This is a genomic window from Streptomyces sp. NPDC005402, assembly GCF_040606575.1.
Classification (GTDB): Bacteria; Actinomycetota; Actinomycetes; order Streptomycetales; family Streptomycetaceae; genus Streptomyces.
Map to the genome: position 1 here is coordinate 192,641 of NZ_JBEXFB010000004.1, position 14,935 is coordinate 207,575.

The 14,935-nt window shown below is 69.6% G+C and carries 12 protein-coding genes; 8 read left to right on the top strand and 4 right to left on the bottom strand.

From position 1 onward, the window contains the following. The first annotated feature begins 390 nt into the window (after positions 1 to 390). The gene (locus ABZT02_RS09315; protein WP_356015847.1) at positions 391 to 567 is read left to right on the top strand and encodes a glutamine synthetase; all 177 of its coding nucleotides are present in this window, start codon (positions 391 to 393) and stop codon (positions 565 to 567) included. A gap of 59 nt (positions 568 to 626) precedes the next feature. On the opposite strand, the gene ABZT02_RS09320 is transcribed toward ABZT02_RS09315, so the two are convergent. Both ABZT02_RS09320 and ABZT02_RS09325 read right to left on the bottom strand, forming a co-directional pair. Then, positions 627 to 1,061 carry a VOC family protein gene (locus ABZT02_RS09320; protein WP_356015849.1) on the bottom strand — a complete coding sequence of 145 codons (435 nt, stop codon included), beginning with the start codon at positions 1,059 to 1,061 and terminating at the stop codon, positions 627 to 629. Positions 1,062 to 1,101: 40 nt separating this feature from the next. Further along, positions 1,102 to 1,611, bottom strand: a complete 510-nt coding sequence (locus ABZT02_RS09325; protein WP_356015851.1) for a pyridoxamine 5'-phosphate oxidase family protein — start codon at positions 1,609 to 1,611, stop codon at positions 1,102 to 1,104. 457 nt (positions 1,612 to 2,068) lie between these two features. Between ABZT02_RS09325 and ABZT02_RS09330 the strand changes: the two genes are divergently transcribed. Further along, positions 2,069 to 5,056: a bifunctional [glutamine synthetase] adenylyltransferase/[glutamine synthetase]-adenylyl-L-tyrosine phosphorylase gene (locus ABZT02_RS09330; RefSeq protein ID WP_356015853.1), complete on the top strand. Its 2,988-nt coding sequence runs from the start codon at positions 2,069 to 2,071 to the stop codon at positions 5,054 to 5,056. On the opposite strand, the gene ABZT02_RS09335 is transcribed toward ABZT02_RS09330, so the two are convergent. Together ABZT02_RS09335 and ABZT02_RS09340 are read right to left on the bottom strand one after the other, a co-directional pair. Continuing rightward, positions 5,044 to 5,940: a phosphatase PAP2 family protein gene (locus ABZT02_RS09335; protein ID WP_356015855.1), complete on the bottom strand. Its 897-nt coding sequence runs from the start codon at positions 5,938 to 5,940 to the stop codon at positions 5,044 to 5,046. The two genes, ABZT02_RS09330 and ABZT02_RS09335, sit on opposite strands and share 13 nt — an antisense overlap. Before the next feature lie 131 nt (positions 5,941 to 6,071). Next, positions 6,072 to 7,106, bottom strand: a complete 1,035-nt coding sequence (locus ABZT02_RS09340) for a LacI family DNA-binding transcriptional regulator (protein WP_355737955.1) — start codon at positions 7,104 to 7,106, stop codon at positions 6,072 to 6,074. A 361-nt stretch (positions 7,107 to 7,467) separates the two neighbouring features. On the opposite strand from ABZT02_RS09340, the gene ABZT02_RS09345 reads away from it, so the two are divergent. From ABZT02_RS09345 to ABZT02_RS09370, 6 genes are all read left to right on the top strand, one after another. Continuing rightward, on the top strand, positions 7,468 to 8,736 hold the full coding sequence (locus tag ABZT02_RS09345; RefSeq protein ID WP_356015857.1) for an extracellular solute-binding protein: 1,269 nt from the start codon (positions 7,468 to 7,470) through the stop codon (positions 8,734 to 8,736). A gap of 133 nt (positions 8,737 to 8,869) precedes the next feature. Further along, positions 8,870 to 9,874: a sugar ABC transporter permease gene (locus ABZT02_RS09350; protein ID WP_356015860.1), complete on the top strand. Its 1,005-nt coding sequence runs from the start codon at positions 8,870 to 8,872 to the stop codon at positions 9,872 to 9,874. A gap of 13 nt (positions 9,875 to 9,887) precedes the next feature. After that, positions 9,888 to 10,796 carry an ABC transporter permease subunit gene (locus tag ABZT02_RS09355; protein WP_356015862.1) on the top strand — a complete coding sequence of 303 codons (909 nt, stop codon included), beginning with the start codon at positions 9,888 to 9,890 and terminating at the stop codon, positions 10,794 to 10,796. Between the two features lie 193 nt (positions 10,797 to 10,989). Further along, positions 10,990 to 12,651 (top strand): glycoside hydrolase family 13 protein, encoded by a 1,662-nt coding sequence (locus tag ABZT02_RS09360; protein ID WP_356015864.1) that lies wholly within the window; start codon positions 10,990 to 10,992, stop codon positions 12,649 to 12,651. 129 nt (positions 12,652 to 12,780) lie between these two features. Beyond that, a complete protein-coding gene (locus ABZT02_RS09365) occupies positions 12,781 to 13,347 on the top strand; it encodes a dihydrofolate reductase family protein (protein WP_356015866.1) in 567 nt (188 codons plus the stop codon). 134 nt (positions 13,348 to 13,481) lie between these two features. Then, positions 13,482 to 14,873, top strand: a complete 1,392-nt coding sequence (locus ABZT02_RS09370) for an alpha-amylase family protein (protein ID WP_356015869.1) — start codon at positions 13,482 to 13,484, stop codon at positions 14,871 to 14,873. The last annotated feature ends 62 nt before the right edge of the window (positions 14,874 to 14,935 follow it).

A 14,935-nucleotide genomic window follows, 5' to 3' on the forward strand; every position in this document is an offset into this window, starting at 1 on the left:
AAGGGGAGCAATGTGTCCCAGGCCGCCCCAGCGAACGTTGGGGACGCCCCGCCCCATCACGATTCTCGCCTCAGAGGCCTACGCAGGTAGGCGGCTTTCGTAAATGCGTTGAGGAGAGCAACGGTGGCCATACCCATCCACAACATTGCAGGCATGGACTGCATCACTCTGAGTAGCCATGTCGTCTCGTCTGCTGTGCCGGAGTTCCTTGGGGGGCTCGCCGCCACGCTCGTCAGCTCGGTGGCAACCTGGGCCCTTCGCAAGTGGTGCAAGCGTGACAGGCCTCAGGCCAACGAGGACGACGACATGTCTTGCTGAGATCGGCGCCGCTGTGGCTGTGCTGCGGCGCTGAAGCGGGGCCGTCTGTGGGCCGTCGAACGGCAACCTGCCGTGACCAAAGACGACCATCAACCACCGTCTGATCTTGGCGGGACGCTGCATCGACGTTCACTGCAGGAGGCTCGGTCGGGCCGCGGTCACTTCCTGCGCAACAAGAAGTCGGAGTGGGAGGAGTACCGCAGCGAGGTCACGGCCTTCGAGCTGCGGAAGAACCTGCCGGTGCTGTAGGACTTCGCCGTAGGGGCGCGGGGTTGTTCGCACAGCTCCCCGCGCCCCCGGCAGGCGGCCTACTGGGCCGCTTGCTGTGCCAGTACCTGGTGCAGCGGCTCGGTCTCCCTCCGCTTGTACTCCTGGATCGCCCAGCCGTTGCCGTCCGGGTCCTTGAAGTACATGAAGGTGGCGCCGTCCTGCGGGGCGAACTGGACCGGTTCGCTCACGTCCAGGCCGCGGGAGGTGAGTTCCTCGTACGCCGCCTTCGCGTCCGTCACACACAGTTGCATGCCGTGGTACGTGCCGGGCTGCGGTGCTCCCGTCGGGATCTGGAGGCCGTCGACCAGGGCGATGGAACAGCCCGAGCCGGGCGGGGTCAGCTGGCAGATGCGGACGCCCTCCATCACCTCGCCGTCCAGATCCACGTGGAATCCGACCTTGTCGCGGTAGAACTCCTTGGCACGGTCGACGTCCGTGACCGGCAGCATGATCACTTCGAGGCTCATGTCCATGGCGTGACTCCCTTGTCGACGTCAGTACAGAGGGCCGTCCTCAGAAGCGCCACCGCGTCTGGCTGAACGGCTGTCCCTTACCGAAGCCGAAAACCGTGCGTGGCGCCACCGCATAGACGACAGCGTGTCCCGGTCCGTGGTGGAAGTAGCCGTCCCGCACCTCGAAGCGCCAGAAGTCGCCGTACTTGGCCTCCCACGCGGCGGCCAGCTCGCGCAGCCTCGTGTCGTCGGACACCCGCACCGCCTCGCCCTCCACCACCAGGTCGTAGCCCTTGTCCCAGATGTTGGTGCCGGTCGTCAGCGTCACGTGCGCGTTGTGCGCGAGGTTCTTCGCCTTGCGCTCCTCGGGGCCGGTGCAGAAGTGCAGCGCGTCGTGCGCCCACACGCCCGGCAGTGGTGTGACGTGCGGGCGCCCGTCCGGTCGTACCGTCGAGATCCAGAACAGTTCGGCGGAGGCCAGCAGCGACTTCGCGTCGGCCCAGGAGTGCGCCGTCGCGTCGGGGTCGCTGTAGCGCGGGTCGAGGTGGGTCTCGGGTTCCTTCTCGGTCATCACGAAGCCTCCGGCTCGGGAAACACCCGGGCCACCGCGGCGGTCCGGCTCGACACTTCCAGTCTGCCCAAGGGGTACCCCGGATACGGGGAGGACGACGATCTGCCCGACGACGGGGCCGCGCCCGGCCCGAGCCCTGCGCCGGCTGCCCCCGCTCCCGCCACCCCGTGCCCGCGGCCCCGCAAGATCCGCCCGCCGCCCTGCTCCCGCCGCCCTGTGCCCGTGGCCCCTGCCCCCACCGCCCTGCGCCTGCTGCCCCCGCTCCCGCTGCCCCGTGCCCGCGGCCCCGCAAGATCCGCCCGCCCTGCCCCAGCAGCCCGGCTCCCACCGCCCTACGCCCGCCACCCCGCCCCGCCCCGCCCCCGCCCCGAAATCCCCCCGCCCGCACCCCGGCGCTCATCCCCGGCTCTCCGGTTAGGCTCAGTCGATACGACCTTGATCGGACGGGAGGCCGGGGATGACGGCGGCGCCGGGGCGCAGGAGCAGTACCTTCACGCGGCTGCTGCGGCACGGTTTCACCGATCCGTCGGCCGCCGAGCGGCTGCTGGAGAGCGCGGAGCTGAGCGGCGTACGCAACGACCCGGTGCTCCTTGAGGCGCTCGGTGCGACCGCCGACCCCGATCTCGCCCTGCACGGTCTCGTACGGCTTCTGGAGGCGCAGCCCGACCGGGAACTGCTCGACACGGTGATAGCGGCGAAGCCGTTCCGCGACCGGCTGCTCGGGGTGCTCGGCGCGTCCGCCGCGCTCGCCGAGCATCTCGCCCGGCATCCCGGCGACTGGCAGGCCCTCGTCACCTACGAGCCCCGAGACCTGCACCCCGGCGTCGAGGAGTTCGAACGCGGGCTCGCCGAGGCCACCGACCCCGTCGCCCTGCGCGTCGCCTACCGGCGCTGTCTGCTGTCGATCGCCGCCCGTGACGTGTGCGGCACCACCGACCTCGCCGAGACCGCCGCCGAGCTCGCCGACCTCGCCACCGCGACCCTGCGCGCCGCGCTCGCCATAGCGCGGGCAGCCGCCCCCGAGGACGCGGCGCTGTGCCGGCTCGCGGTGATCGCGATGGGCAAGTGCGGCGGCCATGAACTCAACTACGTCTCCGACGTCGACGTGATCTTCGTGGGGGAGGCGGTGGACGGCGCCGACGAGGGCAAGGCCCTGCGCGCTGCCACGAAGCTGGCCTCGCACATGATGCGTGTCTGCTCCGAGACCACCGTCGAGGGGTCCATCTGGCCCGTCGACGCCAATCTGCGGCCCGAGGGCCGCAACGGCCCGCTGGTGCGCACCCTCTCCAGCCACCTCGCCTACTACCAGCGCTGGGCCAAGACCTGGGAGTTCCAGGCCCTCCTCAAGGCCCGCCCGGTCGCCGGCGACCTGGAGCTGGGCGAGGAGTACGTCGCGGCCCTCGAACCCCTCGTCTGGAAGGCCGCCGAGCGCGAGAACTTCGTCGCCGATGTGCAGAAGATGCGGCGGAGGGTGGTGGAGAACATCCCCGTTGCCGAGCTGGACCGGCAACTGAAGCTCGGGCCCGGCGGTCTCAGGGACGTCGAATTCGCCGTACAGCTCCTGCAGTTGGTGCACGGCCGCGAGGACGGCTCCCTGCGCAGCGGCACCACCCTCAACGCCCTGCACGCCCTCGCCGCCGGCGGCTACGTCGGCCGGGCCGACGCCGCCCAGCTCGACGACGCCTACCGCTTCCTGCGCTCCATGGAGCACCGCATCCAGCTCTACCGGCTGCGCCGCACCCACCTCGTCCCCGAGGACGAGGCCGACCTGCGGCGCCTCGGCCGCTCCCTCGGCCTGCGCGCCGACCCCGTGACCGACCTGAACCGCGAGTGGAAGCGGCACGCCTCCGTCGTACGACGGCTGCACGAGAAGCTGTTCTACCGGCCGCTGCTGGACGCGGTGGCCCAACTCGGGCCCGGTGAGATCAGGTTGAGCGCCGGGGCGGCACGGGAGCGGCTGGTCGCGCTCGGGTACGCCGACCCCGCCTCCGCCCTGCGTCACCTGGAGGCCCTCGCTTCCGGCGTCAGCCGCAAGGCCGCCATCCAGCGAACCCTCCTTCCCGTACTGCTGGGTTGGTTCGCCGAGTCCGCCGACCCGGACGCCGGACTGCTCAACTTCCGCAAGGTGTCGGACGCGTTGGGCAAGACGCCCTGGTATCTGCGGCTGCTGAGGGACGAGGGCGCCGCCGCCGAGAACCTGGCGCGCGTGCTGTCCGCCGGCCGCCTCGCCCCGGACTTGTTGATGCGTGCCCCCGAGGCCGTGGCGCTCCTCGGGGACGGCGACGGCGGCGGTCTCGCCCCGCGCGGGCGGCCCGGCCTCGAACAGGAGATCCTCGCCGCGGTCGGCCGCGCCGGCGGCGCCGTTCAGGGCGTCACGGCGGCCCGCGGAGTCCGCCGCCGCGAACTCTTCCGTACGGCCGCCGCGGACATCGTCGGCTCCTACGGGACCGAGACCCAGCCCGCCGAACCGGACCAGGGCGCCCTGGTGGACCGCGTCGGCGCCGCCGTGTCCGACCTGACCGCCGCGACGCTGTCCGGCACCCTGCGCGCGGTCGTGCGGGAGGGCTGGGGCGACACCCTGCCGACCCGGTTCGCCGTCATCGGCATGGGCCGCTTCGGCGGTCACGAACTCGGCTACGGCTCCGACGCGGACGTCCTGTTCGTGCACGAACCGCGCGACGGCGTCGACGAGCGGGAGGCCTCCCAGGCCGCCAACAAGGTCGTCTCCGAGATGCGCCGCCTGCTCCAGATCCCCAGCGCCGACCCGCCCCTGCTCATCGACGCCGACCTGCGTCCGGAGGGCAAGTCGGGGCCGCTGGTGCGCACGCTGACGTCGTACGCGGCCTACTACCGCCGCTGGTCGCTCGTCTGGGAGGCGCAGGCGCTGCTGCGGGCCGAACCGGTCGCCGGGGACGAGGAGCTGGGCCGCCGCTTCGTCGAGCTCGTCGACCCCCTGCGCTATCCGCAGGCCGGCCTCGGCGACGACGCCGTACGCGAGATCCGGCGGCTCAAGGCGCGCATGGAATCCGAGCGGATGCCGCGCGGCGCCGACCCGAAACTGCACACCAAGCTCGGGCCCGGCGGGCTGTCGGACGTCGAGTGGACGGTCCAGCTGCTCCAGATGCGCCACGGGGCGCGGGTGCCGGGGCTGCGCACGACCCGTACCCGCGCCGCCCTCACCGCCGCACGGGACGCCGCATTCCTCTCCGCGGACGACACCCAGGTCCTCGACGAGGCGTGGGTGCTGGCGACCCGGGTGCGCAACGCGGTGATGCTGGTACGGGGACGGGCCGGCGACACGTTTCCGACCGAGGCGCGGGAACTCGCCGCCGTCGGACGGTACCTGGGATACGGGCCGGGGCACGCGGGGGACATGCTGGACGACTACCGGCGTACGGCCCGGCGGGCCCGGGGCGTGGTGGAGGAGTTGTTCTACGGGGCGTAGACCTTCCGGGCCCGATCCCGGCCCCGGTCTCGATCCCGGTCCCGGCCCCGGACCCCCGTGTCCGGGACCGCCTTCGGCAGCGCGTACGGCAGCGCCCCGTACCAGAGCCGTGCCACCGTGTAGCCGAACAGCAGGCACAGGATGCCGCCGACCGCGTCGAGCCAGAAGTGGTTGGCCGTGGCGACGATGACCAGGAGCGTCGCCGCCGGGTAGAGAAGGCCCAGGACGCGCACCCACGGCACCGACGCCAGCGCGAAGATCGTCAGGCCGCACCACAGGGACCAGCCGATGTGCATGGACGGCATCGCGGCGTACTGGTTGGACATGTGCTTCAGGTCGCCGGAGGCCATCGAGCCCCAGGTCTGGTGGACCATGACCGTGTCGACGAAGCCCCCGCCGTTCATCAGCCGCGGGGGTGCGAGCGGATACAGGTAGTAACCGACCAGGGCCACGCCCGTCGTCGCGAAGAGCACCAGACGTGTTGCCGCGTAGCGGCCGGGATGGCTGTGGTAGAGCCAGACCAGGACGCTCAGCGTCACGACGAAGTGCAGCGTCGCGTAGTAGTAGTTCATGCCGACGACGAGCCAAGTCACCGAGTTCACCGCGTGGTTGACGGACTCCTCGACCGCGATGCCCAGATGGTGCTCCATCCGCCAGATCCAGTCGGCGTTGCGCAGCGCCTCCGCCTTCTGCTCCGGCACCGCGTTGCGGATCAGCGAATACGTCCAGTAACTCACCGCGATCAGCAGGATCTCGAACCACAGGCGCGGTCGGCTCGGGGTGCGCAGCCGACGAAGGAGACCCGGCCTGTCCGCGGCCGTGAGGGAGTCAGGAGCGGCCGCGTCCTCGCGGTCTTCCAGACTGGTCACCGTCGAGTCACCCATAGACACAAAGTCTGCCAGAAGCGCCTTACCCCACCGATCATCCCGCGGTCGGGTTCGGGCCGCATGTCCTACGACGGGCGGACTGTCCTGTTCTCCTACCAGCGCACCGGTGGCAGCCCGGTTTCTCCGCCCTACGGACGAGAGCGTTCCCCAGGGGCCGAAGCCGTCGAACCGCGTACCACCAGCTCCGGCATGAACACGAACTCGCTGTGCGGCGCGGGCGTTCCGCCGATCTCCTCCAGCAGCGTCCGTACCGCCGCCTGTCCCATGGCCGGCACCGGCTTGCGGACCGTCGTCAGCGGCGGGTCGGTGAAGGCGATCAGCGGGGAGTCGTCGAAGCCCACGACCGACACGTCCCGGGGGACCTCGAGGCCCCGCTGCCGGGCCGCCCGTATCGCGCCCAGCGCCATCATGTCGCTCGCGCACACGACCGCCGTGCAGTCCCGCTCGATGAGGGCCGTCGCGGCCGCCTGCCCGCCCTCCAGGGTGTACAGCGAGTGCTGGACGAGGTCCGCCTCGACGGTCGCCGCGGCCAGCCCGAGCTGGTCCTGCATGGTGCGCACGAAGCCCTCGATCTTGCGCTGCACCGGTACGAAGCGCTTGGGGCCGAGGGCGAGACCGATCTTCGTGTGGCCCAGCGACACCAGGTGGGTCACCGCGAGCGCCATCGCCGCGCGGTCGTCGGGGGAGATGAACGGCGCCTGCACCTTCGGCGAGAAGCCGTCCACGAGCACGAACGGCACGCCCTGCGCGCGCAGCTGCTCGTAGCGCTGCATGTCCGCGGAGGTGTCCGCGTGCAGCCCGGAGACGAAGATGATGCCCGCCACGCCCCGGTCGACGAGCATCTCCGTGAGCTCGTCCTCCGTGGAGCCGCCCGGGGTCTGGGTGGCGAGGACCGGGGTGTAGCCCTGCCGGGTCAGCGCCTGGCCGATCACCTGGGCCAGGGCCGGGAATATCGGGTTCTCCAGCTCGGGGGTGATCAGGCCCACCAGGCCCTCGCTGCGCTGCCGCAGCCGCACCGGGCGTTCGTAGCCGAGCACGTCGAGTGCGGCCAGTACGGACTGGCGGGTGGTGGCGGCGACACCCGGCTTCCCGTTGAGGACGCGGCTGACGGTCGCTTCGCTCACCCCCGCCTGAGCAGCGATGTCGGCTAGCCGTGTGGTCACGGCACCGGACTGTACCGGCCGTATCGTCATCGCGGTCCCTCTGTTCTGGTCGGTGCCCCTTGTCCCGCAAGGGGATGATTCCTGTCCGGGACGGGGATGGCAAGAGCTTGCAGAGTCTTGCACAACCCGTAATCGTCCCGCTCAGCCTCGTAAAACAAGGGTCTCGTGACGGTCGACGAGGGGTCACAAGGGGGTAACTTCCGCAGTCCCTTGCACTTTTTTTCTGCAAGGTCTTTCGCAAGTCTTGCATCGCTGTTACGTTCCCACTCGCCCGGCGGCCGCAAAGGCGCAGTCGGCAGACGGGGAGGGCAGACGGGGCCTCTCTCCGCAGCACACGGGCTTTCACCCTCAAGGAGAACTCATGCGGCGTGGCATAGCGGCCACCGCGCTGGTGGCGTCTTTCGCCCTCGCGGCGACGGCCTGCGGCGGAAGTGACAGCGGCGACAAGGCCGACGGTCCGACCACCATCACCTGGTGGGACACCTCCAACGCCACCAATGAGGCGCCGACGTACAAGGCCCTGATCAAGGACTTCGAGGCCGCCAACAAGGACGTCAAGGTCAAGTACGTCAACGTGCCGTTCGACCAGGCGCAGAACAAGTTCGACACCGCGGCCGGCGCGAGCGGCGCCCCGGACGTGCTGCGGTCCGACGTCGGCTGGACCCCCGCCTTCGCCAAGAAGGGCTACTTCCTGCCGCTCGACGGCACCGAGGCCCTCACCGACCAGGCCAAGTTCAAGCCGAACCTGATCGAGCAGGCCAAGTACGACGGCAAGACCTACGGCGTCCCCTTCGTCACCGACACCCTCGCCCTGGTCTACAACAAGCAGCTCTTCGCGAAGGCCGGTGTCGAGGCCCCCAAGACCTGGGACGACCTGAAGACCGCCGCCGCCACGATCAAGTCGAAGACCGGCGTCGACGGCTACTGGGGCTCCACCGCGGCCTACTACGCCCAGCCGTTCCTCTTCGGCGAGGGCACCGACACCGTCGACGCCTCCGCCAAGAAGATCACGGTGAACTCCGCCGCCGCCAAGAAGGGCTACGGCACCTGGCTGAGCCTCTTCTCCGGCAAGGGCCTGCACAAGGCCGACACCACCGCCGACGCCTACGCCCACATCCAGGACGCGTTCGTCAACGGCAAGGTCGCCGCGATCATCCAGGGCCCCTGGGAGATCACCAACTTCTACAAGGGCTCGGCCTTCACGGACAAGGCCAACCTCGGCATCGCCACCGTCCCGGCCGGCTCCACCGGCAAGGCGGGCGCCCCGACCGGCGGCCACAACCTCTCGGTCTACGCCGGCTCGGACTCCGCCCACCAGAAGGCGGCCGAGAAGTTCGTGGGCTTCATGACCTCCGCGAAGTCCCAGACGCAGATCGCGCTGAAGAACTCCACGCTGCCCACCCGCGACGACGCCTACACCGCCGAGGTCAAGGCCGACCCGGGCATCGCCGGCTACCAGACGGTCCTCGCCTCCGCCCAGCCGCGCCTGGCCCTGCCGGAGTACAGCTCCCTGCTGACCCCGCTGGACACCGAGCTGCTCAAGATCGCCGGCGGCAAGGAATCCCTGGACAAGGGCCTGGGCAACGCCGAGGTCGCCATCGCCAAGCTGGTGCCCGACTTCAGCAAGTGAGCCCGTGCGGCCGCCGGATCTCCCGGTCATGGGGGGAGAGATCCGGCGGCCACCGGCCTGTGCCCGGCCACGCCGGGCGGCCGATTCGCCCAGCCACTTCTCAGAGCCGTAGAACTTCCAGAAGGTGTCGTACATGACAGTCGCCATCGACCGCGCCACCGGCAAGCGCCGCGGTGACCGCGCGCCGCGGCCCGGGCGGGGCCAACGCCTGAAGCACAGCTACCAGAAACACTGGTACGCCTACGCGATGATCACCCCGGTGGCCGTCGTCCTCGGCGTCCTCGTGCTCTACCCCCTGGTCTACGGCGTCTACCTCACCCTCACCGACGCCACCAGCCTCAACACGGCCCGCACGATCGGCGTCAACCACATCGACGCCACCTACAAGTTCATCGGCCTGGACAACTACGCCGACATCCTCTGGGGCGACACGGCCTACGACCGCTTCTGGTCGCACTTCATCTGGACGATCGTCTGGACGGCCCTGTGCGTGGCCCTGCACTACTGCATCGGCCTGGGCCTCGCGCTGCTGCTCAACCAGAAGCTGCGCGGACGCACGCTGTACCGGCTGATCCTGGTGCTGCCCTGGGCCGTGCCCACCTTCGTCACCGTCTTCGGCTGGCGGTTCATGCTCGCCGACGGCGGCATCATCAACACCGTCCTGGACACACTCCACCTGCCGAGTCCGGCATGGCTGGAGGACACCTTCTGGCAGCGGGCCGCCGCGATCATGGTCAACACCTGGTGCGGAGTGCCGTTCATGATGGTCTCCCTGCTCGGCGGCCTCCAGTCCATCGACGCCTCGCTGTACGAGGCCGCCGAGATGGACGGCGCGAGCGCCTGGCAGCGGTTCCGGTACGTCACCCTCCCCGCCCTCCGAAGCGTCAGCTCCACCGTCGTCCTGTTGGGCATCATCTGGACGTTCAACCAGTTCGCCGTGATCTTCCTGCTGTTCGGCAACACCGCGCCGGACGCGCAGATCCTCGTCACCTGGGCCTACTACCTGGGCTTCGGACAGCAGCCGCGTGACTTCGCGCAGTCGGCCGCGTACGGCATCCTGCTGCTGGCCATCCTGATCGTCTTCACCTCCTTCTACCGCCGCTGGCTGAACCGCAATGACCAGCAGCTCGCGATCTGAGGCAGGAGCTCCCATGAGTACGACCACAGTCGAGACCTCCGCCGAGGTGTCCCCGGCCGGCCCCGCGCAGGCACCCGGCCGGGTCCGCCGCCGCGGTGAGCAGAGCCTCGCCGGCTCCCTCGCCTCGCACGGCATCCTGATCGTCGCGAGCCTGATCGCGCTGTTCCCGATCGCCTGGCTGGTCTTCCTGTCGCTCGGCCCGGACAAGGACGACTATCTCCACCCGGGCGGCATCTGGAAGAAGATGACGTTCGACAACTACTCGTTCGTCCTCCAGCACACCGAGTTCTTCAGCTGGCTCAAGAGCTCCCTGATCGTCTCGCTCGGCACCACGGTGATCGGTGTGCTGATCGCCGCGACCACCGGGTACGCCGTGTCCCGGATGCGCTTTCCGGGTTACCGGAAGTTCATGTGGGTGCTCCTGGTCACCCAGATGTTCCCGGTGGCCGTACTCATGGTGCCGATGTACCAGATGCTCTCGGACCTCCAGCTCATCGACAGCTATCTTGGACTCGTCCTCGTGTACTGCACGACGGCGGTGCCGTACTGCGCCTGGCTGCTCAAGGGCTACTTCGACACCATCCCGTTCGAGATCGACGAGGCCGGACGCGTCGACGGGCTGACCCCCTTCGGCACGTTCGCGCGGCTGATCCTGCCGCTCGCCAAGCCGGGGCTGGCGGTCGCCGCGTTCTACAGCTTCCTCACCGCCTTCGGTGAGGTCGCGTTCGCCTCGACGTTCATGCTGTCCGACACGAAGTACACGTTCGCGGTAGGACTGCAGAGCTTCGTCAGCGAGCACGACGCCCAGCGGAACCTGATGGCCGCGACGGCGGTACTGATCGCGATACCGGTGTCCGCGTTCTTCTACCTGGTGCAGAAGAACCTGGTGACCGGGCTTACTGCCGGCGGCACGAAGGGGTAGGTGCCGGTTGTCTTTCGGCCGCGGCGCCGTCGTGGCTGGTCGCGCCCACGCGGCGGAGCCGCATATCGATGCAGCCCCGCGCCCCTAAAAGCCCGAGGTGGCCGTGGTCTCCATCCGACCCCGCTGTGACCACGGCCGCCTCGTCACTCTCCCTGCCTTTGACCTGATGAACCCGTTACGTATCAAGGACGCCATGAGCCAGCAGCACTCCGCCGTTGCCCCGGCCCCCCACTCCGCCGAAGCCCAGCGCAGCGACTGGTGGCGGGACGCGGTGATCTACCAGGTGTATCCGCGCAGCTTCGCCGACAGCAACGGCGACGGCATGGGCGACCTGGAGGGCATCCGTACCCGACTGCCGTATCTGCGCGACCTCGGCGTGGACGCCGTGTGGCTCAGCCCCTTCTACGCCTCCCCGCAGGCCGACGCCGGCTACGACGTCGCCGACTACCGGGCCGTCGACCCCATGTTCGGCAACCTCCTGGACGCCGACGCGCTGATCCGGGACGCCCGCGGACTGGGCCTCAGGACCATCGTCGACCTGGTCCCCAACCACTCCTCCGACCAGCACGAGTGGTTCAAGCGGGCGGTCGCCGAGGGCCCGGGATCGCCCCTGCGGGACCGCTACCACTTCCGTCCCGGCAAGGGCGCGAACGGCGAACTCCCGCCCAACGACTGGGAGTCGATCTTCGGCGGCCCCGCCTGGACGCGCGTCGAGGACGGGGAGTGGTACCTCCACCTCTTCGCCCCCGAGCAGCCCGACTTCAACTGGGACCACCCGGCCGTCGGCGACGAGTTCCGCTCGATCCTGCGCTTCTGGCTGGACATGGGCGTGGACGGCTTCCGCATCGACGTTGCACACGGCCTGGTGAAGGCGGAGGGGCTGCCCGACCTTGGATCCCACGACCAGGTCAAGCTGCTGGGCAACGATGTCATGCCGTTCTTCGACCAGGACGGCGTGCACGAGATCTACCGGCAGTGGCGGCTGATCCTCGACGAGTACTCCGGTGAGCGTATTTTCGTCGCCGAGGCATGGACCCCGACCATCGAGCGCACCGCGAACTACGTCCGGCCGGACGAGCTGCACCAGGCCTTCAATTTCCAATACCTGAGCACCGCCTGGGACGCCGAGGAGCTGCGCGAGGTCATCGACCGCACGCTGGAGGCGATGCGCCCGGTCGGCGCCCCGGCCACCTGGGTGCTCTCCAACCACGACGTCACCCGCCACACCACCCGCTTCGCCAACCCGCCCGGCCTCGGCACCCAGATCCGCACGGCGGGCGACCGGGAACTCGGGCTGCGCCGCGCCCGCGCCGCCACGCTGCTGATGCTGGCGCTGCCCGGATCGGCGTACATCTACCAGGGCGAGGAGCTCGGCCTCCCCGATGTCGTCGACCTCTCCGACGAGGTCCGGCAGGACCCGGCGTACTTCCGTGGCGCGGGCCAGGACGGCTTCCGCGACGGCTGCCGGGTGCCGATCCCGTGGACGCGCGAGGGATCGTCGTACGGCTTCGGCGCGGGCGGCAGCTGGCTGCCCCAGCCGGCGGACTGGGCGGAGCTGAGTGTGGAGGCGCAGACCGGTGACCCCGACTCCACCCTGGAGCTGTACCGCACGGCCCTCGCCGTCCGCCGGGCCCAGCCCGACCTGGGCGCCGGCGACTCGGTCGAGTGGCTCCGGGCACCCGAGGGTGTCCTCGCCTTCCGGCGCGGCGAGTTCGTCTGTGTCGCCAACACCGCAGGTGAGTCGGTGACGACTCCGGCGTACGGCCGTCTGCTGCTCGCCAGCGGTGAGGTCGCCGAGGTCGACGGGGACGCGAAGGTGCCGGCCGACACGACCGTGTGGTGGACGACGGCCTGAGCACATACGGGGGATCACCGGGCTCCCGAGGGGCCCGGTGATTTCTCCGGCGGGCGTGTCGATCGGCGTGACGCGCGATCGACGCTTGGGTGGAAGGGCGAACAGCGCCCGACGCCTAAGGAGACAACCATGCAGATCCGCGCCCGCCTGAGCATGAGCGCCGACGGCTATGTGACCACCCCGAGCGGCTGGCCCGCGCTGACCGCCGACCCCGCCTTCGTCTCCGGCCAGAGCCATGGGATCCGGGAGTTCCTGGCCGACTGCGAGGCCGCGCTCATGGGCCGTACGACCTTCGAGCCCGCGCTGACCAACAGCCGCTGGCCCTGGCCCGACCTCGACGTGTTCGTGCTCGGTTCGCACCGTCCGGAGGGCACCCCGGACCACGTCACCACCGACAGCGACCCGGTGCGCCTGCTGGAGAAGCTCCGCGCGGCCAACCGGGGCGGCGACGTCCACCTCATCGGCGGCCCGCGCACGATCGGCACATTCCACGCCCTCGGCGCGCTAGACCGCCTGGAACTGGTCGTCCTGCCCATGCTGTTCGGCGGCGGCATGCAGCTGACCCCCGCCCTCAGCCCCGAGACCGGCCTGACCTTCGTCAGCCAGCGGGCCCTGCCCGAGGGGGCGGTGGAGATCGTCTACTCCTGCGGAGGGAAGCGCGAGGACCTTCCGGTCAAGCCGGCCAGCCAGCGCTGAGCCGCCCGTCGAAGAGAGTGCGTGAAAGTTCTTGCCGTTGCTTTCACGCCTCTTGCTGTAAACATTTCAACAGCGGTACGTTCTCGCCGGCGCCGGGCAAAGACGCCCGGCCGTCACGTAAGGAGAACCCCCACGTGATACCGAGAAGGTCCGCAAGGGCGATCACGACCGCCGCGGCGACCGTGCTCGCCGCCACGGTCGCCGTCCTCACCCCCACCGCCGCCCAGGCCTCCCCGCCGGGCACCAAGGACGTCACCGCAGTCCTCTTCGAGTGGAACTACGCCTCCGTCGCCAAGGAGTGCACCAGTACCCTCGGCCCCGCCGGATACGGCTACGTCCAGGTCTCCCCGCCCGCCGAGCACATTCAGGGCTCGCAGTGGTGGACCTCGTACCAGCCGGTCAGCTACAAGATCGCGGGGCGCCTCGGCGACGCCACCGCCTTCCGGAACATGGTCGGCACCTGCCACGCGGCCGGCGTGAAGGTCGTCGTCGACACCGTCGTCAACCACATGTCCGCGGGCAGCGGCACCGGCACCGGCGGCTCGTCGTACACCAAGTACAACTACCCGGGCCTGTACTCCTCGTTCGACATGGACGACTGCACGTCCACGATCAGCGACTACACCAACCGCGCCAACGTCCAGAACTGCGAACTCGTCGGCCTCGCCGACCTGGACACCGGCGAGGAGTACGTCCGCGCCACCATCGCCAAGTACATGAACTCCCTGCTCGGCTACGGTGTCGACGGCTTCCGCATCGACGCGGCCAAGCACATCCCGGCCGCCGACCTCGCCAACATCAAGTCCCGGCTGAGCAACCCGTCGGTGTACTGGAAGCAGGAGGTCATCTACGGCAGCGGGGAGGCCGTCCAGCCCACCGAGTACACAGGCAACGGGGACGTCCAGGAGTTCCGCTACGCCTACGACCTCAAGCGGGTCTTCAACAACGAGAACCTCGCCTATCTGAAGAACTACGGCGAGGGCTGGGGCTATATGAGCAGCTCGGTGGCCGGCGTCTTCGTCGACAACCATGACACCGAGCGCAACGGCTCCACGCTCAACTACAAGGACGGGGCGAACTACACACTGGCCAACGTCTTCATGCTTGCGTATCCCTACGGCGCCCCGGACATCAACTCCGGCTACGAGTGGTCGGACAAGGACGCCGGACCGCCCGACAACGGTGCTGTGAACGCCTGTTGGCAGGACGGCTGGAAGTGCCAGCACGCCTGGCCGGAGATCCTCCGCATGGTCGCCTTCCGCAACGCGACCCGCGGCGAGTCGATGACCAACTGGTGGGACAACGGCGGCGACGCGATCGCCTTCGGGCGCGGCGCCAAGGGGTACGTCGTCATCAACCACGAGTCGAGCAGCCTGAGTCGGACCTACCAGACCTCGCTGCCCGCCGGGACGTACTGCAACGTCCAGAACAACACGAGCGTGACGGTCGGCTCGGGCGGCCAGTTCACCGCCACCCTCGGCGCCAACACGGCGCTGGCGATCTACGCGGGCAAGTCGAGCTGCTGAGTACCTCATGGGGAACGTGGGATTGGCGCTCAAGGAGTGTCGTCCTACGTTCCCTGCTGTCT